The organism is Paraburkholderia sp. SEWSISQ10-3 4, from assembly GCF_030464785.1.
Taxonomy (GTDB): domain Bacteria; phylum Pseudomonadota; class Gammaproteobacteria; order Burkholderiales; family Burkholderiaceae; genus Paraburkholderia; species Paraburkholderia aspalathi.
In genome coordinates, this window is sequence record NZ_JALPRI010000040.1 from 15,174 (window position 1) to 34,265 (window position 19,092).

General features: G+C 62.3%; 17 protein-coding genes. 5 read left to right on the top strand and 12 right to left on the bottom strand.

Features of this window, described 5'->3' with window-relative positions:
• Positions 1-29 precede the first annotated feature (29 nt).
• The 7 genes from M0D68_RS36085 to M0D68_RS36115 all read right to left on the bottom strand — a co-directional run bounded on the left by M0D68_RS36085 (position 30) and on the right by M0D68_RS36115 (position 8,585).
• Positions 30-1,415, bottom strand: a complete 1,386-nt coding sequence (locus M0D68_RS36085; RefSeq protein ID WP_266226859.1) for a formimidoylglutamate deiminase — start codon at positions 1,413-1,415, stop codon at positions 30-32.
• 10 nt (positions 1,416-1,425) lie between these two features.
• A complete protein-coding gene (gene hutI, locus M0D68_RS36090; RefSeq protein WP_266226860.1) occupies positions 1,426-2,649 on the bottom strand; it encodes an imidazolonepropionase in 1,224 nt (407 codons plus the stop codon).
• A 120-nt stretch (positions 2,650-2,769) separates the two neighbouring features.
• A complete protein-coding gene (locus tag M0D68_RS36095) occupies positions 2,770-3,372 on the bottom strand; it encodes a HutD family protein (RefSeq protein ID WP_266226862.1) in 603 nt (200 codons plus the stop codon).
• Between the two features lie 20 nt (positions 3,373-3,392).
• Positions 3,393-5,081: a urocanate hydratase gene (hutU, locus tag M0D68_RS36100; protein ID WP_093646762.1), complete on the bottom strand. Its 1,689-nt coding sequence runs from the start codon at positions 5,079-5,081 to the stop codon at positions 3,393-3,395.
• 92 nt (positions 5,082-5,173) lie between these two features.
• Positions 5,174-5,869 carry a histidine utilization repressor gene (hutC, locus tag M0D68_RS36105; protein WP_054040559.1) on the bottom strand — a complete coding sequence of 232 codons (696 nt, stop codon included), beginning with the start codon at positions 5,867-5,869 and terminating at the stop codon, positions 5,174-5,176.
• Positions 5,870-5,907: 38 nt separating this feature from the next.
• Entirely contained in the window at positions 5,908-7,431 is a 1,524-nt protein-coding gene (hutH, locus tag M0D68_RS36110) for a histidine ammonia-lyase (RefSeq protein ID WP_200621786.1), read from the bottom strand.
• Between the two features lie 257 nt (positions 7,432-7,688).
• On the bottom strand, positions 7,689-8,585 hold the full coding sequence (locus tag M0D68_RS36115) for a LysR family transcriptional regulator (RefSeq protein WP_200652160.1): 897 nt from the start codon (positions 8,583-8,585) through the stop codon (positions 7,689-7,691).
• Positions 8,586-8,700: 115 nt separating this feature from the next.
• Between M0D68_RS36115 and M0D68_RS36120 the strand changes: the two genes are divergently transcribed.
• Together M0D68_RS36120 and M0D68_RS36125 are read left to right on the top strand one after the other, a co-directional pair.
• A complete protein-coding gene (locus M0D68_RS36120; RefSeq protein WP_266226866.1) occupies positions 8,701-9,606 on the top strand; it encodes an NAD-dependent epimerase/dehydratase family protein in 906 nt (301 codons plus the stop codon).
• A 126-nt stretch (positions 9,607-9,732) separates the two neighbouring features.
• Positions 9,733-9,915, top strand: a complete 183-nt coding sequence (locus M0D68_RS36125; protein ID WP_200621785.1) for a hypothetical protein — start codon at positions 9,733-9,735, stop codon at positions 9,913-9,915.
• Between the two features lie 33 nt (positions 9,916-9,948).
• On the opposite strand, the gene M0D68_RS36130 is transcribed toward M0D68_RS36125, so the two are convergent.
• Positions 9,949-11,316 (bottom strand): APC family permease, encoded by a 1,368-nt coding sequence (locus M0D68_RS36130; RefSeq protein ID WP_266212801.1) that lies wholly within the window; start codon positions 11,314-11,316, stop codon positions 9,949-9,951.
• Positions 11,317-11,495: 179 nt separating this feature from the next.
• Positions 11,496-12,332 (bottom strand): carbon-nitrogen hydrolase family protein, encoded by an 837-nt coding sequence (locus M0D68_RS36135; RefSeq protein WP_093646748.1) that lies wholly within the window; start codon positions 12,330-12,332, stop codon positions 11,496-11,498.
• Positions 12,333-12,471: 139 nt separating this feature from the next.
• On the opposite strand from M0D68_RS36135, the gene M0D68_RS36140 reads away from it, so the two are divergent.
• Positions 12,472-13,317 (top strand): LuxR C-terminal-related transcriptional regulator, encoded by an 846-nt coding sequence (locus M0D68_RS36140; protein ID WP_266226868.1) that lies wholly within the window; start codon positions 12,472-12,474, stop codon positions 13,315-13,317.
• 28 nt (positions 13,318-13,345) lie between these two features.
• Here M0D68_RS36140 and M0D68_RS36145 read toward each other — a convergent pair whose 3' ends face one another.
• The 3 genes from M0D68_RS36145 to M0D68_RS36155 all read right to left on the bottom strand — a co-directional run bounded on the left by M0D68_RS36145 (position 13,346) and on the right by M0D68_RS36155 (position 16,247).
• The gene (locus M0D68_RS36145) at positions 13,346-14,080 is read right to left on the bottom strand and encodes a thioredoxin family protein (RefSeq protein WP_200622672.1); all 735 of its coding nucleotides are present in this window, start codon (positions 14,078-14,080) and stop codon (positions 13,346-13,348) included.
• Positions 14,081-14,194: 114 nt separating this feature from the next.
• On the bottom strand, positions 14,195-14,620 hold the full coding sequence (locus M0D68_RS36150; protein WP_266226869.1) for a helix-turn-helix transcriptional regulator: 426 nt from the start codon (positions 14,618-14,620) through the stop codon (positions 14,195-14,197).
• 244 nt (positions 14,621-14,864) lie between these two features.
• Positions 14,865-16,247: an NCS2 family permease gene (locus M0D68_RS36155; RefSeq protein ID WP_074286043.1), complete on the bottom strand. Its 1,383-nt coding sequence runs from the start codon at positions 16,245-16,247 to the stop codon at positions 14,865-14,867.
• Between the two features lie 520 nt (positions 16,248-16,767).
• On the opposite strand from M0D68_RS36155, the gene M0D68_RS36160 reads away from it, so the two are divergent.
• Complete coding sequence (locus M0D68_RS36160) at positions 16,768-17,745, top strand: PRC-barrel domain-containing protein (protein ID WP_093646739.1); 978 nt, start codon at positions 16,768-16,770, stop codon at positions 17,743-17,745.
• Positions 17,742-18,995, top strand: coding sequence for an MFS transporter (locus M0D68_RS36165; protein WP_093646737.1), 1,254 nt, complete (start codon positions 17,742-17,744; stop codon positions 18,993-18,995). The genes M0D68_RS36160 and M0D68_RS36165 overlap by 4 nt, the downstream gene beginning before the upstream one ends.
• The last annotated feature ends 97 nt before the right edge of the window (positions 18,996-19,092 follow it).

Below are 19,092 nucleotides of genomic sequence, written 5' to 3' on the forward strand. Positions count from 1 at the left end.
ATGCGGCAACAGCCAAGGGCGTCAGCAGTTTACTTGAGCAATTCGGCGAGCGCCCCGCGATAACGCGCGTAAGCGCCCTCTTCATCACGATGGCGGCGGTTGTCGACGACCTTGTCGCCGCCCGCATAGACGTCACGAATCGGCGTCTCGCCATGTTCGCAGAATACAACGCCCGAGAGCCACGCGTTCGGCGCATGCTCGGCAATGCTCGAATGATCCGGGTCGAGCACCAGCCAGTCGGCGCGGCGGCCAGCTTGCAATGCGCCCACTGCACGACCGGTGGCATGCGCGCCGCCTTCGAGCGCCGCGTCGAACAGACGATCGGCCACGTGCGTGGCGTGCGCGGATGCCAGCACATTGCGCTGACGGCGTGTCAGGCGCTGGCCGTATTCGAGCAAACGCAACTCCGCCCGCCAGTCGACGCCGATATGGCTATCCGATCCGACCCCGATGCGCCCTTCTGCGTCGAGATACTCTTGCGCCGGAAAAATACCGTCGCCGAGATTCGCTTCGGTAGTCAGACACAAACCCGCGACCGCGCCGCTTTTCGCGAGCGCCAGTGTTTCGTTCGCATCGACATGTGTGGCGTGCACGAGGCACCAGCGGCTGTCGACGTCGAAACGATCGAGCAGCCACTGCACCGGCCGCGCACCTTCGGTTTCGACGCAAGCGTCGACTTCGGCGGTTTGCTCGGCGATATGGATGTGAACCGGCGCGCTTCGATCAAGGCCATTCAGCAAGGCATGCAAGGAATCGGCCGATACCGCACGCAACGAATGCGGCGCGACGCCATAACGCAACGCCGCGCTCTCGGGACGCGCCGCGCGCACCGTGCCGAGCAGATCGAGCAGACTCTCCGGTGTGTTGATGAAGCGCTGCTGATCTTCGCGCGGGGGGCGCGAGCCGAAACCGCTGTACTGATACAGCACGGGCAGCATCGTCATACCGATGCCGCTCGCCGACGCGGCGTCCACTACACGTTGCGCCAGTTCCGCCTGATTCGAATAGCGGCTGCCATCCGGCGTGTGGTGCACGTAATGGAATTCGCAGACCGATGTGTAGCCCGCCTTCAACATCTCGATGTAGAGCCACTGCGCGACGGCAGCGAGCCCTTCCGGCGTGATCCGAGCGGCGAAGCGGTACATCAGATCGCGCCAGCTCCAGAAGTTGTCCGTTGCGTTCGCACGATATTCGGTCAGGCCGGCCATCGCGCGTTGAAACGCATGCGAGTGAAGATTCGGCATGCCAGGCAACACAGGGCCTGCAGCTTTTTTCACACCGTCTGGAACTGTTGCTGTATCGGGTGTCACGGATGTCAGCGTGCCGTTAGCGTCCCATTCCAGCAGCACATTGCGGCGCCAGCCGTCGGGCAGATAGGCGTGATCGGCGAATAGTGATTGTTTTGATTGCATCATCTCTCAGGCCCTAGCTCAAATCACGCCGTGTATAAACAGTCTCGCCTGCGCGCACAACTCGCGCGCACAACGGACGCCCAATCCAGTAAGCCAACTCAGCAAGCGAATCCACCGACCACACCGCAAAATCCGCCGCGCGCCCGGCTTGCAGCGAGCCATGCTGGTCTGCCTTGCCGAGTGCACGCGCCGCATGCGTGGTCACGCCTTGCAGCACTTCGGGCACGGTCATGCGGAACAACGTGGTCGCCATGTTCATCATCAACAGCAGCGAGGTGGTCGGCGACGTGCCGGGATTGCTGTCGGTGGAAATCGCAATCGGCACCTGGTAGCGCCGCAGCAAATCCAAAGGCGGCAATTGCGTCTCGCGGATGAAGTAGTACGCGCCGGGCAATAGTACGGCCACCGTGCCTGACGCTTTCATCGCGGCGACGCCCGCTTCGTCGAGGAATTCGAGGTGATCCGCGGACAACGCATGGTGACGCGCGGCCAACGCCGTGCCACCACCGTTCGACAACTGCTCGGCGTGCATTTTCACCGGCAATTTATAGCGCTCCGCGGCCTGGAACACGCGCTCGCTCTGTTCCAGAGAAAAGCCGATGCGCTCGCAAAACACGTCGACGGCGTCGACCAGTCCTTCGTCGGCGAGCGCGGGCAGCATCGTGTTGCAGACTTCGTCGATGTACGCATCGGCTTTTCCCGCGAATTCAGGCGGCAAGGCGTGCGCCCCGAGGAACGTCGTATAGACCGTCACCGGATAGCGCTCGCCCAACCGGCGCGCGACGCGCAGCATCTTGCGTTCGCTGGCGAGATCGAGGCCGTAGCCGGATTTGATTTCGATCGCGGTGACACCTTCGGCGAGCAGCGGTTCGAGGCGCGCGGCCGATTGGCGGAACAGCGAGTCTTCGTCGGCGGCACGCGTGGCGCGCACCGTCGAAACGATGCCCCCGCCCTGCCGCGCGATTTCTTCATAACTGACGCCCGCGAGACGCTGCGCGAATTCATCCGCACGCTGGCCGCCGTACACCAGATGGGTATGGCAATCGACGAGGCCTGGCGTCACCCACCTGCCGTGCAGATCTTCGCGCGGCCATGCGGCATAGTGAACGGGCAAATCGGAAGCCGCGCCGAGCCAGGCGATCTTGCCGTCTTCAACGGCAATCGCGGCATCGGGCAGCGTGTGTTGGGGATCGCCCTCAGGGCAGAGTTTCAGGTGATGCCAGACGGTTTGCTTCATCGCGTGCTCGTTGCAGCTCGTTGCGTGTCTGTAGTGGTTCGCGGCGCGCTTTGCCTGGCCTTTGCCAGGTGTTTGGCAACATTCAAGCGCGCACGCGAATCGTCGTCATCGTTGCAGTGATCACGTATAGCGGATGCTGATCGCGAGCAATGCGCCCGCGCCCTCGGCCACGCATGACAGCGCGTTCGGCGTGTCGATACGCAGTGTGTCGTCGGCTTCAAGCACTTGCGGTTGGGCTTCGCCACCGAGCGTGACTGAAACCGCGCCGCTTGCGCAGAACAACAACACCACGTCGGCGGACAAAGTCCGTTGCGTAGCGCCGCGCCATACCTCAGTTTCACCCACTGCCGCACCGCGGCGGACCATCAGGTTGAAGTCGCGCGTAGCGCCGTCGACGAGGCGTGCATCGATTCGCGCTTCGCCCGCAAACTGCGCGATATCGAGCGGCTGAGTCAACGCGTACGTCTTCACGGCGTGAGCGCCGGTGTCGTCGGTTTCATCGAGCAGCATACCCGCGCCCGTCAACAACACCAACGTGCGGTCGATGCCCGCGAAACGCGAGAACGGCCCCGCTTGCGCCACGTCGGCGATGCTGACGCGCCACGTGAATGCGTCGAGCCCTGCGCCTGCGGGAAACGCCCCCACTTCGCGCGTGACACCGCCGCCGTTCTTCCACGGCGCCGCCACGAGGTCGGCGCCGCGGATGAGCGTCGTGGCTGCCACGTTCGGGACAACCGTCACGATCAACGGCCCAGCATCGGCAGATTCAGCCCTGCCTCGCGCGCCGTTTCCTGCGCGAGTTCATAGCCCGCATCCGCATGACGCATCACGCCCGTCGCCGGATCGTTGAACAGCACGCGGCCGAGGCGCTCCTTCGCAGCATCGGTACCGTCAGCGACGATCACGACGCCCGAGTGCTGGCTAAAGCCCATGCCAACGCCGCCGCCATGGTGCAGCGAGACCCACGAAGCGCCGCCTGCCGTGTTCAGCAGTGCGTTGAGCAACGGCCAGTCGCTGACCGCGTCCGAGCCGTCTTTCATCGATTCGGTTTCGCGATTCGGGCTTGCCACCGAACCGGTGTCGAGGTGATCGCGGCCGATCACGATCGGCGCCTTAAGCTCGCCGTTCCGGACCATTTCGTTGAACGCCTGGCCCAGACGATAACGATCCTTCACGCCGACCCAGCAGATCCGCGCCGGCAGACCCTGGAACGCGATGCGTTCACGCGCCATGTCGAGCCAGTTGTGCAGATGCGGATCGTCGGGGATCAGTTCCTTGACCTTCGCATCGGTCTTGTAGATGTCTTCCGGATCACCCGAGAGTGCGACCCAGCGGAACGGGCCCTTGCCTTCGCAGAACAGCGGGCGGATATACGCCGGCACGAAGCCCGGGAAATCGAAGGCGTTTTCAACGCCCATTTCCAGCGCCATCTGACGGATATTGTTGCCGTAGTCGAGCGTAGCGGCGCCGCGTTCCTGCAGCGTCAGCATCGCTTGAACCTGCTTGGCCATCGACTGCTTGGCGGGCAGCACGATGCTGTCCGGCACCGTCTTCTGACGCTCGCGCCAGTCTTCGACGTTCCAGCCTTGCGGCAGGTAGCCGTGAATCGGATCGTGCGCGCTGGTCTGGTCGGTCACGCAATCCGGCGTGATGCCACGCGTCACGCATTCAGCGAACACATCCGCTGCGTTGCCGAGCAGGCCGATCGAGACCGGCTTGCCTGCTTTCTTCGCTTCTTCAAGCATGGCGAGCGCTTCGTCGAGCGTCGCCGCTTTCTTGTCGACGTAACGCGTCTTCAGACGGAAGTCGATACGCGTCTCGTCGCATTCCACCGCGATCATCGAGAAGCCGGCCATGGTTGCGGCCAGCGGCTGCGCGCCGCCCATGCCGCCAAGACCACCCGTCAGAATCCAGCGGCCCGACGGATCGCCGTTGAAATGCTGGTTCGCCACCGAGAAGAACGTCTCGTAGGTGCCCTGCACGATGCCCTGGCTGCCGATGTAAATCCAGCTGCCCGCGGTCATCTGCCCGTACATCATCAGGCCCTTGCGATCGAGTTCGTGGAAGTGTTCCCACGTCGCCCAATGCGGCACCAGATTCGAATTAGCCAGCAACACGCGCGGTGCGTCCGCATGCGTCCTGAACACGCCGACCGGCTTACCCGATTGAATCAGCAGCGTCTCGTTCTCTTCGAGGTCTTTCAACGACGTGAGAATCTGATCGAAGCAATCCCAGTTACGCGCGGCACGGCCAATACCGCCGTACACGACCAGCGCGTGCGGATGCTCGGCGACTTCCGGGTCCAGATTGTTCTGGATCATCCGGTACGCGGCTTCCGCGATCCAGGTCTTGCAGGTCTTTTCCGCGCCGCGCGGTGCGCGGATCGTGCGGGTCGGGTCCAGACGCGGGTCGATGTGTTTCGGGTTGTTCATGGTGGCCCTCGGGATGCTTGAAAATGTGCGGGAGAAGTTCAGGGAAATGAGTCGGAAACGGTCTTTAAAAGCGGTCTTTAAAAGCAGCAGAATCAGAAATGTCCGGTGAAGCGATAGCGGCTGCCGGGATGCCAGAGATTGGCGATCGAGGCGACCTGGCTTTGCGACCACGTGCGCCGATGCAGCACGAGGCACGGTTCTAGTTCATCCATCGTCAGCAGCTCGCGGGTATCCGCATCCGCAGCCAGGGCTTCGATGCGGTACTCGACGCGCTGCAACGGCGCCACCCGCACCAGATACTGATTCGGCGTGGTGTTCGTGAAGTCCTGCAAGGCGTACTCGGGCGCGACCGCCGGGTTGACCCAGCGCTCTTCGAGTTGCACCGGCTCGTCGTTTTCGAAATGCAGCACGCGTGAATGAAACACCGGACTACCCGCGCTCACCTGCATTTCTTCGGCAAGCGCTTCATCAGCGATGCTCGCACCGATGTGCAGCACGTTCGCCTGATGGCGATGACCGCGCGCGACGATTTCGTCGGAAATACTGCGGATCGCCACCAGGGTCGATTCGTACTTGGGCCGGGCGACAAACGTGCCCGAGCCCTGCACGCGCGTCAGCACCTGCTCCGAAGTCAGCTCGCGCAACGCGCGGTTGACCGTCATGCGCGCCACGTTGAATTCACGGGCGAGCTCGTTTTCGGAGGGCACCTGGTCGCCTTCAGCCCATTCGCCCGCGTGGATGCGGCCGAGGATGAAGTCCTTGATGCCCTGATAGGCCGGTGCGTTCATTGGCTTGATTGGCGTGCTTGAAAACGTGACGTTCGAGCTTATTGCTCGGACGCGAACGAGAACGGGCTCAGCTTCGCGATCGTGCCGTCCTGCACGAGACGCGTAACGGCCGCGATATCCGGTGCGAAGTAGTGATCGAGCTCGTAATGCGCGACGTCCTTGCGCACTGCGTCCATCACTTTCTGCAGGCTCGGGCTGGTCTTGTGCGGCGCGCGCAGATCGACGCCTTGCGCGGCAGCGAGCAACTCGATCGACAGAATGTTCGCGACGTTTTCAGCGATGTCGCCAAGCTTGCGCGCAGCGAACGTCGCCATCGAAACGTGATCTTCCTGGTTCGCGGACGTCGGCAGCGAATCGACCGAAGCCGGATGCGCGAGCGTCTTGTTCTCGGAGGCGAGTGCCGCGGCCGTCACGTGAGCGATCATGAAGCCCGAGTTCACACCACCATCGCGTACGAGGAACGGCGGCAGGCCCGACAGCGTTGCATCGATCAGGAGCGCGATGCGGCGTTCGGCCAACGCGCCGATTTCCGCGACGGCGAGCGCGAGGTTGTCAGCGGCAAATGCGACCGGCTCGGCGTGGAAATTGCCGCCCGACAGCACTTCGCCCGTGTCCGGGAAAATCAGCGGATTGTCGGAGACAGCGTTTGCTTCGATCAGCAGCACGTCGGCCGAATGACGCATCTGGTCCAGACACGCGCCCATCACTTGCGGCTGGCAGCGCAGGCTGTACGGGTCCTGAACCTTGTCGCAATCGGCGTGCGAGACATTGATGCCCGAGCCTTGCAACAGCGAACGGTAAGCAGCTGCCGCGTCCGTCTGGCCTTGATGACCACGCAGTTCGTGAATGCGCGCGTCGAACGGCTTGACCGAACCCGCTGCTGCATCGACCGACAACGCGCCCGCCACCAGTGCGGTGCGGAACAGGTCTTCGATAGCGAACATGTTGTAGAGCGCGAGCGCGGTCGAGGCTTGCGTGCCGTTCAGCAGCGCCAGACCTTCCTTCGCTTGCAGCGTGAGCGGCTTCAGGCCGACCAGCGCGAGGCCTTCGGTAGCCGGCATGCGTTCGCCCTTCGCGAACACTTCGCCGACGCCCAGCAGGGTTGCCGACATATGCGCGAGCGGCGCGAGGTCGCCCGAAGCGCCGACCGAACCCTTGACCGGGATCACCGGCAGCACGTCGGCGTTATACAGCGTAATCAGCGCTTCCATCACTTCGCGGCGGATGCCCGAGTGGCCACGGCCGAGGCTCGACAGCTTCAGCGCGATCAACAGACGCACGACCGGACGCGACATCGGCTCACCCACGCCGACCGCGTGCGACAGCACCAGATTGCGCTGCAGCAGCTCGAGCTGGTCATGCGGAATGTGCGTGCTGGCGAGGCGCCCGAAACCCGTGTTGATGCCGTATGCCGGCTCGCCCTTCGCGGCGATATCGGCGACGGCTTTGGCGCAGGCGTCGATGGCGGCGTGGCTGGCGGGATCGAGCTGCAGCGCGACGTGCTCGCGAGCGATCTGGCGCAGTTGCGGGAGGGTCAGGTAGCCGGGCTTCAGAATCATCATGGTGTTGTGTCCTGTCTTGTCTATACAATTCAAGAGGAAGTCTAGCGGCGTCGGCTTGTATATACAACTTGTTTTTGCAGCTTCGGGCCTGGGAGTTTCCATTAGAGCTGGAGGCTTACGTGGCATGCATATCGCTTGAGCCGGGGATTTCGGGCGTCAGCGCGTGCCACATCGCATTCGTTCGTCGCGACAAACAACTTGTATATACACGTTCAAAATACAGGGCGGCAAGTGGACAAAAAACTCGACGCGATTCGCTACAACCTCACCCGCGCTGCCATGAAATCCAGGAAACACTGCACGCGCCCCGCCAGCGACGCGCTCTGGTAATACACCGCGCTCACCGGCTGCCGCTCATCCACCAGCACGTTGCCGAGAATCGGCACCAGCCGCTCCTCGCGCACGTCGGCCGCCGTCATGAAGTCGGCGAGACAGGCGATGCCCCATCCCGACAGCGCGAGCTGCCGCAAGGTCTCGCCGCTCGATGCGGTGATCGCCGGCTCGATCTTCAGCGTCTCGGACTTGCCCTTGCCACCCGCCCGCAACGGCCAGCGATTCAGATGTTCCGGCGCCGTGAAGCCGATCAGACGGTGCGAGCGCAATGCTTCCACCGAACGCGGCTCGCCGTATTCAGCCAGATACGCCGGACTCGCGAGCACCCGCAGCTTGCTACTGCCCAGGGTGCGTGCATGCAGGGTCGAATCCTGCAACGCGCCGATGCGGATCGCGATATCCACCTTCTGTTCTAGCAGATCGACGATCCGCTCGTTGCTCGTCAACTCCAGACGAATCTCCGGATACAGCGCTGAAAACGCCTTCATATGGGGCGCCACGCAATGAAGCATGAACGGTGACGCCGCATCGACACGCAAGCGCCCCGAGGGCCGCTCGCGTCCACGCGTGACGGATTCCTCGGCCTCTTCCATCGCATCGAGAATCGCCCGCGCCCGCCGCAGGAACGCCTCGCCCTCTTCGGTCAGTTGCAAACGGCGCGTGGTGCGCCTCACCAGCGCGGTGTCGAGTTTCTTTTCGAGGCGCGTGAGGGCACGGCTCACGCCCGAGACGGTCTGCTGCAATTTCTCGGCCGCCGCAGTGATCGAACCGCAGTCGATCACCGTCGCGAACACCAGTAATTCGTCAGTGGAAGTCTTCATTGTTGATTTCAAATCAAGATTGATTTGAGACTAACACGCTTTTTGCGACAATCAAGACGGTGGATACTGCGTCCATGTCATCGTATTTCCGGTGTTTCCACCTTAGGAGAACGTCTTGAAGATTTTCATTACTGGCGCAAGCGGCTTTATCGGCGGCTCGATTGCGGCGCACCTCGTGCGCGCCGGCCACCATGTGCGCGGTTTGATCCGCAAACCCGAACACAGCGCTGAATTGCAACGCCTCGGTATCGAACCTGTGATCGGCACGCTCGACGACCGCGAACTGCTGATCACCGAAGCCAAAGCCGCCGACGCGGTCATCAACGCCGCGAGCAGCGACCATGAAGGCGCAGTGAAAGCGCTGATCGACGGCCTCGCTGGTTCCGGCAAACCGTTTCTGCATACGAGCGGCTCGAGCATCGTCGGCGATGCCTCGGGTGGTGAAGCGGGCGAGGCGCGCATCTATCACGAAGACGCCCTGCCCGAGCCGACCGCGGACAAAGCGGCACGCGTCGCCATCGATCAACTCGTACTCGACGCGGCGCAGCAGAACATCCGCTCGGCGGTGCTGTGCAACACGCTGATCTACGGCCACGGCGACGTGCCGGGCAGCGCAAGCGTGCAGTTGCCGCGACTCGTGCGTCAGGCGCAAAAGAGCGGCGTGGTGCGGCATGTGGGCAGCGGCGGCAACATCTGGTCGAACGTGCATATCGGCGACGTCGCCGAGCTCTATCGCCTTGCGTTGGAGAAGACGCCGGCGGGCACCTTCTACTTTGTCGAAAGCGGAGAGGCATCGTTTCGCGACATGAGCGCTGCGATCGCGCGCGTGATGAAACTGGGCGAGGCGCAAGACTGGCCGCTCGCAGACGCGCAGAAGGAATGGGGTTACGAAATGGCTTCGTACGGACTCGGTTCGAACAGCCGTGTGCGTGGTGAGCGTGCGCGCAAACTGCTCGGCTGGCAGCCTAAACGCACGTCGGTGATCGACTGGATCGAGCACGACATGATGGCAGCCAAGTGAGGTCCTCCAGGCCGTAATCCATGTAAGCCCAGGCGTAGCAAATCCGTAAGCTCAACTCGCTAGAATCCGGCTCACGTAATAGCGCGATCCGACGATACGAGTCGCGCGTAAGCCCGGATTTGATCGATGACCTTGGCGTTGAATTTCGATTGGCTGACCAACTTGATGGCGATTATTTTCGTCGTAGCATGCTTATACGATGCACGCTACGACGAGTACGGCACGTTGACACTGTCCGCGGCCGTGATGAGCCTGATCGTGATGGCGATCGAACTGTTCCTCAAACCCGCCTTTGACATGGCGTTGTGAGTTCGGCGCTGCGCAACGCAGCGCCATCAGTTATCAGACCGCGACTTCCGGCGGCGCACGGCGGAAACAGCGCGTGATCCAGCCGAGATAGCACAAGCCCAGCACGAACCACACCGCGCCGAGCACCAGTGCGGTTTTCTCCAGACTCACCAGCAGCCAGATATCCGCAATCGCACCAGCCAGCGGAAACACCAGGCCGCCGATCACACCCATCGCATTCGCACTGCCCTTCGCGTTGAAGAACTGCCGGATCACACACAGATTGACCGCGGTGAACGCGAGAAACGCGCCGAAGTTAATGAACGAGGTCGAGGTCGCCACGTCGAGCTTCAGCGCGACAAGACCGATTGCACCCGCGATCGCGATGTTCAGCGCCGGCGTCTTGAACTTCGGATGCACGAAACCGAAGATGCGCTTGGGCAAGACTTCGTCGCGTCCCATCGCATACAGTAGACGCCCCACGCTTGCCTGCGCCGAGATGCCCGAGGCGAACTGCGCGAGAATCAGGCCGGCCAGAAACACCGTCACGAAGATATCGCCACCGACTTTGCGTGCGACTTCGAACGCGGCCGAATCCGGGTCCTTGAACACCGCACCCGGATGCGCGAGTTGCACCGTGTACGCGGCGATCACGAAGATCGCGCCGCCGATCAGCGCAATCAGCACAATCGCACGCGGCATGGTTTTTTCAGGGGCGATGGTTTCTTCAGTCAATGTCGACACTGCGTCGAAGCCGAGATATGAATAAGCGGCGATCGCGGCGCCCGCCATCGTCGCCGACAACGGCACATGCGGCTTGAAGAACGGTTCGGCCGAAATCAGGCCACCGGGGCCAACCGCCGCGGTCACATAGTGGCAGCACAGCACGACGAACAAGGCGACGATCGCGAGTTGCACGACCATCAGCACGATGTTGAAACGGTTCGCGAGTTCGATGCCGAGAATATTCAGCGCGCTCGTCAACACAATGAACGCGACGATCCAGATCCAGCTCGGAATGTGCGGAAACGCGGCGCTGAGATACGCGGCGCCGATCAGCCAGATCACCATCGGCAGGAAGAAGTAATCGAGCAAGGTGGCCCAGCCGATCATGAAGCCCAGATGCGGATTGAAGCTTTTGCGCGTGTATGTGTACGCTGAACCCGCTACCGGGAAAAGCCGCGCGAGCTTGCCGTAACTGAGCGCGGTGAACACGATCGCGACCAGGGCAATCAGATACGCGAGCGCGGCGGTGTCGTTGCTGGCGGTCGCCAGCACGCCGTAGGTGCCGTAGACGATCAGCGGCGCCATATAGGCGAGGCCGAACAGCAAAACCGAAGGCAGGCCGAGTGTGCGTTTCAGATGCGCGCTTTGGGGCGCGGCAGGTGCGCCGGCGCGCTCCGTGGGGGATGTCGGGGTCATGCGGTGTCTCCTCTTGCGAATGGGCGAGCGTCGTCGAGGGCGACGTTGAACGCGCCCGGGTCGGGTTTTGTCGATCAGTCTTGCAGGGTGCGCGGAAGTCGCGCCGATGATGCTTTGCCTAACGTGCTGCGCGTAGGTGTGGGTGCTTGCTTATGCGCACCTACACCTGCGCACGCGCCTTAGCGCGTTCGGATCACACGCGCACGTTGCCCTTGCTCGCCGTCTTGCGTCGCGAGGTCGAGCGAAATGCGCGCGTCATGCAGATAACGATAGTGCTCGCGCGCGGCTTCGAGACGCGCGGGATCGAGCGTGGCGCGCAGGACCGTTTCTTCGTGGCCGGCGTCGCACACCACATCGCCTAACGGATCGATCAGCGCCGATTCACCGGGGAAGGTGAGATTGTCGTCGCCCGAACCGATGCGATTCACAAGCGCCGCAAACATCTGATTCTCCATCGCACGCGCCACGATTGCGCGGCGATGCACCGGCCCGAACGGGTCCATATTGCCGTTCGTCACGATCAGCAGATCGGCGCCGAGCGAGGCAACCGCGCGCGCCGTTTCCGGAAATTCGATGTCGTAGCAGACCAGGATGCCAACGGTCAGACCCTTGAAGCTGCACACTTCGTAGCGGTCGCCCGGTTCGAACACACCGACGTCCGACGCCCACAGATGCGTCTTGCGATAGCGCAGCGCGATCTCGCCGCGTTCGTCGACCAGCACCGTGGTGTTGAAAAAGCGGCTGCCGTCACGCTCGGCGAGACCGACCGCCACCGCAACCCGTGCTTCGCGCGCCGCATTGCGCACAGCGGTCAGCGACGGCCCGTCAATCGGTTCGGCCACGTCGGCGATGGTGTCGCGAGTAGGAAAGCCCGACAGCGTGGTCTCCGGAAACACGATCAGATCGGTTCCGGCCGCGCGCTGGCCGATGGTTTGCAGCACGCGTTGCACGTTTGCCCCGCCCACGCCCACGGCGCCATCTACGATCGGGATCTGTGCCAGTTCGAGTTGAAGCATTTTGTCTCCTATGCTCAGCAATCTGCTTCGCGTTAAATAGCGGCTGTTGTCAGGCGCCCGCGTTTCAGGTTGGGCCTATTATTACCAGACATATTTTTGACCGTAATCACCCGGCAGGGTTACCCTCAACGGAGCACGCATGGAACTCGAATGGCGCGATCTGGCCTTTCATCGCGAGATCGGCGCGGTTATCGAAGCACTCGACAGCGCGCAATTCTGGACTCGCCTCACACGCGCGCTCGAGCGCTATGTCGTGTTCGATAACTGGGTCGCTCTGCGCTTCACACCTGGCGTGGCGCCGCTCGTCTGTGCAGAATCGCCCACACCGGACGGCACGGTGGATGTGATGTTCCAGGACTATCTCGCCGCGCTCTATCAACTCGATCCGTTTTATATCGCCGCGACCGAGAAGCCCGCATCGGGTTTCGTCACGCTGGCGGACGTCGCGCCCGACAACTTCTCGATGACCGACTACTACCAGCGGTACTTCAGGAAAAACATCGTCGGCGATGAAGTGCATTTCAACTACATGATAGACGCGAGACACACACTGGCGTTCTCGCTGGGCGCCACGCAGCGCTATGGCGAGCGCGATCTGGCGGTGCTCGCGCTCTGTGCGCCATGGGTGATCGCGCTACTGCGGCAGCGCTTGCCGTATGAAACATTCGATGCGCCGGAGCCGGCCTCGAGCGAGGTAGTGACGCAAGCAGCGATCAACACGGACGCCCCTGCGGACACGCCCACCTACGCCGCGCGTTTCGAGCAGGTGTCGTCGGTGGGCGGCCGCTCGTCACTCACCGCGCGAGAAGTGGAGGTGGCGATGCTGACCTTGAGCGGATTTTCAACGCGCGCCATCGCGGAGAAACTGACGATCTCTTTCGAGACGGTGCGCGCGCACAAGAAGCACATCTATACGAAGCTCAACGTCAACTCGCAGTCGGAGTTGTTCGCGCTGTTTTATGAAGCGGGACGCAAAGGGGCATGACGTCCCGCTTATTCCTGGCCGGCGCGCGTCAATGGCTGCACGCGGCGCAACCGCCCGCCTTCTCCTCATAGCGGTCGTGATGCTTGAGCCACTCACCCATATTCTTCTTCTCCTCGCGGCCTTTCGGCACCACGTCGAGATGCGCGTACGCACTGAGGAACTGCTCGCCGCCGCGTCCGTAGGTGGAATACGTGTGATAGATGTCGCCCGCTGCGTCCTTGTAGAACACGCTGTGACCGGGTAGCTCGTCGATGCCGACATCCTGCTCGGTGAAGTTGTAGAACCCCTTCTTGCTGGCGATTTCTTCCGGTGTGAACGACACGTGATAGTCGAAATTGAAGTCGCTCTCATTCGACGACACCCACGGAAACTTCCAGCCCATGCGTTTTTTGAACGCCTCGATCTTCGCGAGCGGCCCACGCGAGACTGCCACGTAGGATACGTCGTGATGTTCGAGATGCGTCAGGATGCCATCCATGTGATCCGACACGAACGAGCAGCCGAAACAGCCCTCTTCCCAATCCGGACCAAACATGAAGTGATAAACGATCAACTGGCTGCGGCCGCCGAACAGATCGGCGAGTGTCTTGGGGCCTTGCGGCGTGTCGAATACATAGGTCTTCTCGACCTTCACCCAGGGCAGCGCCCGGCGTTTGCGGGCGAGTTCATCGCCGGCGCGTGTGTACGCTTTCTCTTCGACTAATAGCGCCTTGCTGGCGGCCAGCCATTCTTCCCGGGTACCGATACGATGTTGCGGATCCATGTGCGTCTCCTTTTCTGCGTCATACACGTTAGATAGAGCAAATCACGCGAATTCAGGCGAGGTAGCGTTCCAGCGCATCGAGACCGTGGCTCAAGCCGGTCGGATGCATCCATGTCACGAATTGCGCCGCTTCCGTAGAGGCGCGGCAGACTTTCGCGGGCGCGGCGTCGTGACGACGCTGGTGGGCGTGGTTGGGTTTGGCGGACATGGCGGTTCCTCTTCGACGAAAGCAGCAAGACGATCGAGTGATTCGGACCAGAAGCGCTGATAGCGGGTAAGCCATTCCATGGCTTCCTCCATCGGTCCGGCTGACAGGCGGCACGCCACCGTGCGGCCGGTTTTGCTGCGCGTGATGAGACCGGCCTCGGACAACACGTCGAGGTGTTTCATCACTGCGGGCAAAGACATCGCAAACGGCTCGGCGAGTTCGCTGACCGACAGATCGTTCAGTTGGGACAGACGCGCGAGCAACGCACGCCGCGTCGGATCGGACAGCGCGGCAAAGGTGCGATCGAGTAATGTTTCATTAAACTTAACCATGAGGTTAAGTATAGAAACACGCGTGAGGATGTCAAGGACAGGTGCGCACTTTTCTCAAAGCGCACAGGAAGCGGAAGGTGCTAAGGGGATGCTGAAAAAAGATACGCGGCGCATCGCAGATCGAACCCTGCAATACGCCGCGTCAAGGTGGAGAACAACCGACTACACGCTCGAGCGAAGCGGCAAGGCAAGCGTGCCCCACTCTCGCATTACAGCAAACCGCGTAAAACTCAATGCGGCAGAATCAGATGGCCCAACCGCCAAGATAGAAGCCGACCAGCACGACAGCGATAACAACCGTGCCGACGTTCAGCTTGCGATACTCGCCGCTCACCACGCGGCCGATCACCAGCGTCGCGAAACCGAGCATGATGCCCGTCACGATGTTGGCGGTCAGCACGATGAACACGGCGCACATCAGGCCCGACATCGCGTCGACCATATCGTCCATATGCAGCTTGCTCACGTTCGAGAGCATCAGCAGGCCGACGTACATCAGCGCCGGAGCCGTTGCATACGAAGGCACGAGACTGGCCAGCGGCGAGAAGAACATCACCACAAGGAACAGCAGACCGACCACCGCTGCGGCCATACCCGTCTTCGCGCCGGCTGCAACACCAACCGTCGATTCGATATACGCAGCCGCCGGTGCGCCACCCAGCAGACCCGAGAAAATCGAACTCAGCGAATCCGCCGTCAACGCACGGCCGCCGTTGATGATGCGGCCGTTTTCGTCGAGTTGACCGGCTTGTCCGGCGACGGCGCGAATCGTGCCGGTTGCGTCGAACACGGCCGTCATCACGAGTGCCAGCACGCTAGGCAGGACCGCCATCGAGAGCGCGCCCTTGATGTCCATCGCGCCGATCAGCGAAGCATGGCCCGGTGCGCTCAGCGAAGGCACCGCAAACACGCCGTGGAACACCACCGCCGGATCGATTGCGAGCGCAATCAGCGAGATCACGACGATCACGATCAGGATCGAACCCGGCACGCGACGGCGCACCAGACCGAAGATCGCCGCCAGACCCGCCACCGACATGATCGCCGGCAATGCCGTGATGTTGCCCAGGGCCACCGGCAAACCGGCGCCCGGATTCTTGACGACCAGACCTACGTCGTTCGCGGCGATCAGGAGCAGGAACAGGCCGATGCCGATCCCCGTGCCGTGCGCGATGCCGGTCGGCAGATTGCGCAGAATCCACGAACGCACGCCCGTTACCGAGATTCCGGTGAAGACGACACCCATCAGGAACACTGCACCGAGCGCGACGTTCGGATGCAGACCTTTACCGAGCACGAGGCCGAACGCGGTGAACGCAGTCAGCGAAATCGCGCAGCCGATGGCGATCGGCAGGCGCGCCCACACACCCATCAGCAGCGAACCGAAGGCGGTCGTCAGACATACGGCGACAAACACCGCGCTGGTATCGAAGCCCGCTTTGCCGAACATGCCCGGCACGACGAACACGGAATAGACCATCGCGAGGAAGGTCGTGATGCCCGCAACAATTTCCGTACGCTGCGAACTGCCGCGTGAAGAGATTTCGAAGTAGCGGTCGAGAAAGCCCTTTCCGTCGAATGATTCGGCGCCGACTTCAGAAATCGGTTGGGCGTGGGGTTCCATCATGATGAGTGCCTCCTTTATCAGCGTGCTGAAACGGCCCGGTTTCCGGCCGCCATCAGGTTCGTCTCGTTGCGTTGATCTAATGTGGTGGTGTGGCAAGGTTTGAACGTCGGCTTGCGATGCGTCAGACAACCCGCATGCTCCGTTCTCCTTTTGCTGTCCCGAAATGTAGGGCAACACAAATATGTCTCCCATCGCATGAATGGCATGCTCGACATGTCGCGATGCTTATATCGTTTAAGGGACGGCAAACCATGGGGACGCTCCGCGCGTTTACACCTACGATTTGTCATCGAGTTGTGAAAGGGTTTTGAGGGGTTCGACGCGCAAAAACGTGCCTACGTCGCGGCCGAAAGTGCACAGCGCGGCATGAATCGTGCGCCGGGGACACCTGTCAGAAAGCCTGCAAAACCGGGCCGCCCCGGCGCCACGGGTTACACTCTGGCCCTTACCTGAGTTAAAGCGTGACTTAACTGCGGCGGTCCACAGCGCCCGTCCGCACTGGCCCATGGAGTCCTTCTTGATGAGCGGCGGTTTCTCGCGTCCTGCCTGGCGTCTTCTGCTTCTTGCTGTGTTCGCGCTGTTCGCGCTGTCCGGTTGCAGCCTGCTGTGGGGCCCGCAACAGGCGCCGATTGTCGACGCCACGGTGATGCCCGTCGAACCCGCGAGCGCGCCCGTAGCCGCCTCCGCGCCGGAACCGGCCGAGACGGAAGCGGCCGAGCCCGAGCAGCCGAAGAAGCCCAAGAAGCCGGTCGTCAAGCCACGCAAGGTCGAACCTCCGCCGCCGGTCGCCACGCCCGCGCCACCTCCTCCCGCGCCCGCGCCGCTGATCGTGCTGCGCACGATCGAGCGCAGCGAAGCGCGCGCCCTGCTCGATAGCGAAGTGCAGAAGCCCGACGGCAAAGTGGTGGGCCGCGCGGTCGATCTGATCGCCGATGCGAGCGGTAAGCCACGCGAAATCGTGGTCAATTTGCAGGGCTTCCTTGGCGTCGGAGATCGCAAGGTCAATTTCCCGTGGAACGCGTTCCGCTTCACACCCACTGCGAAGACCGCGCCGATCACGCTCAATGCGACGGCCACGCCGACTCCCGCGGCGAAGTCCGCCGCCGTGCAATTGCAGCTGATCGACACCGACGTCGAGCGCTCGAACGGCGCCAAGGTCGGCCGCGTGATCGACGTGCTGATCGACGCCAACGCGCAGCCGCAAGCGGTCGTGCTCGACGTCAACGGCATGGTCAGCACCGAACGGCGCACGATTGCCGCCAACTGGTCGGCCCTGCGTTTCGTCACGAAAGACAAGGAGCTGCATCCGCTGATCGATCTGAGCGATGCGCAGATCAACGCGACGCCGCCGTACGCCAACGACAAGCCGATCCGCGCGGTGTCGCCCGCGCCGCCACCCGCTCCCGCTTCCGCGCCTGCTCCCGTCGCTCCTGCCACTGCGGCTTCTGCCGCGCCGGCCACAGTCACGGCGGGTTCCAACACACGGGCGGTCCGATGACAGGCCGCACTTTGGTCACCGCGCGAAGTCTGCGCGCACTCGATTGGCTGAATTTTTTCGTCGCCAACGTGCAGACGGGTTTCGGGCCGTTCATTGCGTCGTACCTCGCCTCGCACAAGTGGACCCAGGGCGAGATCGGCATGGCGCTGTCCGTCGGCACTATTAGTGCGATGGTCAGCCAGGTGCCGGGCGGCGCTGCTGTCGACGCACTGCGCAACAAGAAAGGCGCTGCCGCATGGGCGATCTTCGCGATCATCTTCAGTGCGGTGCTACTGGCGGCGAGCCCGACGGTGCTGCCGGTGATTGCCGCCGAGGTATTCCACGGCTTTGCCAGTTGCATGCTGACGCCGGCGTTGGCCGCGATTTCGTTCGCTCTCGTGGGGCGCGCGAATCTGGGCGACCGGTTGGGGCGCAATGCGCGCTGGGCGTCGATCGGCAGCGCCGTCGCGGCCGGCTTGATGGGCGTGTTCGGCGAATACTATTCGCCTCGCGCGGTGTTCTGGCTGACAGCGGCGCTGGCGGTTCCTGCACTGTTTGCGCTGACGATGATCCAGCGTACCGACACGATCGAGCTGCCGAAAACCGGGCCCACACCGGCGCAGATCGAACGGCGCGAGAGTTTGCGCGAGCTGTTGCGTGACAAGCGGATGCTGTTGTTTGCGGCTTGTATCGTGCTGTTCCACTTGTCGAATGCGGCGATGCTGAATCTCGCCGCGGGTGAAGTGACGGCCGGCATGGGTGACAACGTGCAGCTCGTGATTGCCGCGTGCATCATCGTGCCGCAGGCGATTGTGGCGATGATGTCGCCATGGGTTGGGCGCTCTGCCGAGCGGTGGGGACGCAGGCCGATTCTGCTGCTTGGGTTTTCGGCGTTGCCGATCCGGGCGTTGTTGTTTGCCGGAATCAGCAGCCCTTATTTGCTGGTGCCGGTGCAGATGCTCGACGGCCTGAGCGCGGCCGTGTTCGGGGTGATGCTGCCGTTGATTGCCGCCGATGTTGCTGGCGGGAAGGGGCGGTATAACCTTTGTATTGGGTTGTTTGGGTTGGCTGCCGGGATTGGGGCTACTTTGAGCACGACTGCTGCTGGGTTTGTGGCTGACCATTTTGGCAATGCCGTGAGCTTTTTTGGGCTTGCTGCGGCGGGGGCGCTTGCCGTGCTGCTCGTTTGGGCCGCGATGCCTGAGACGCGGGATGCAGCTGCTGGGGATGAGGCGGAGCCTTTGGGGGATGGGAAGTCTGCAGTTAGGTGACCTTTTTTTGCCTGCGCGGCGCTTGTTTGTCCGTGTTCTTAGGGTGTTGGCCTTTCCTTGTTTTGTTAGTGGTCTATTAGCGTTGCCCCTGTGCGGG

Excerpts from the sequence above, each read along its gene's own strand:
- M0D68_RS36085 (WP_266226859.1), bottom strand. The coding sequence starts at position 1,415 with ATGATGCAATCAAAACAATCACTATTCGCCGATCACGCCTATCTGCCC.
- hutI (WP_266226860.1), bottom strand. The coding sequence starts at position 2,649 with ATGAAGCAAACCGTCTGGCATCACCTGAAACTCTGCCCTGAGGGCGAT.
- M0D68_RS36165 (WP_093646737.1), top strand. The coding sequence starts at position 17,742 with ATGACAGGCCGCACTTTGGTCACCGCGCGAAGTCTGCGCGCACTCGAT.
- hutU (WP_093646762.1), bottom strand. The coding sequence starts at position 5,081 with ATGAACAACCCGAAACACATCGACCCGCGTCTGGACCCGACCCGCACG.
- hutC (WP_054040559.1), bottom strand. The coding sequence starts at position 5,869 with ATGAACGCACCGGCCTATCAGGGCATCAAGGACTTCATCCTCGGCCGC.
- hutH (WP_200621786.1), bottom strand. The coding sequence starts at position 7,431 with ATGATGATTCTGAAGCCCGGCTACCTGACCCTCCCGCAACTGCGCCAG.
- M0D68_RS36115 (WP_200652160.1), bottom strand. The coding sequence starts at position 8,585 with ATGAAGACTTCCACTGACGAATTACTGGTGTTCGCGACGGTGATCGAC.
- M0D68_RS36150 (WP_266226869.1), bottom strand. The coding sequence starts at position 14,620 with ATGGTTAAGTTTAATGAAACATTACTCGATCGCACCTTTGCCGCGCTG.
- M0D68_RS36145 (WP_200622672.1), bottom strand. The coding sequence starts at position 14,080 with ATGGATCCGCAACATCGTATCGGTACCCGGGAAGAATGGCTGGCCGCC.
- M0D68_RS36140 (WP_266226868.1), top strand. The coding sequence starts at position 12,472 with ATGGAACTCGAATGGCGCGATCTGGCCTTTCATCGCGAGATCGGCGCG.
- M0D68_RS36125 (WP_200621785.1), top strand. The coding sequence starts at position 9,733 with ATGACCTTGGCGTTGAATTTCGATTGGCTGACCAACTTGATGGCGATT.
- M0D68_RS36160 (WP_093646739.1), top strand. The coding sequence starts at position 16,768 with ATGAGCGGCGGTTTCTCGCGTCCTGCCTGGCGTCTTCTGCTTCTTGCT.
- M0D68_RS36130 (WP_266212801.1), bottom strand. The coding sequence starts at position 11,316 with ATGACCCCGACATCCCCCACGGAGCGCGCCGGCGCACCTGCCGCGCCC.
- M0D68_RS36155 (WP_074286043.1), bottom strand. The coding sequence starts at position 16,247 with ATGATGGAACCCCACGCCCAACCGATTTCTGAAGTCGGCGCCGAATCA.
- M0D68_RS36135 (WP_093646748.1), bottom strand. The coding sequence starts at position 12,332 with ATGCTTCAACTCGAACTGGCACAGATCCCGATCGTAGATGGCGCCGTG.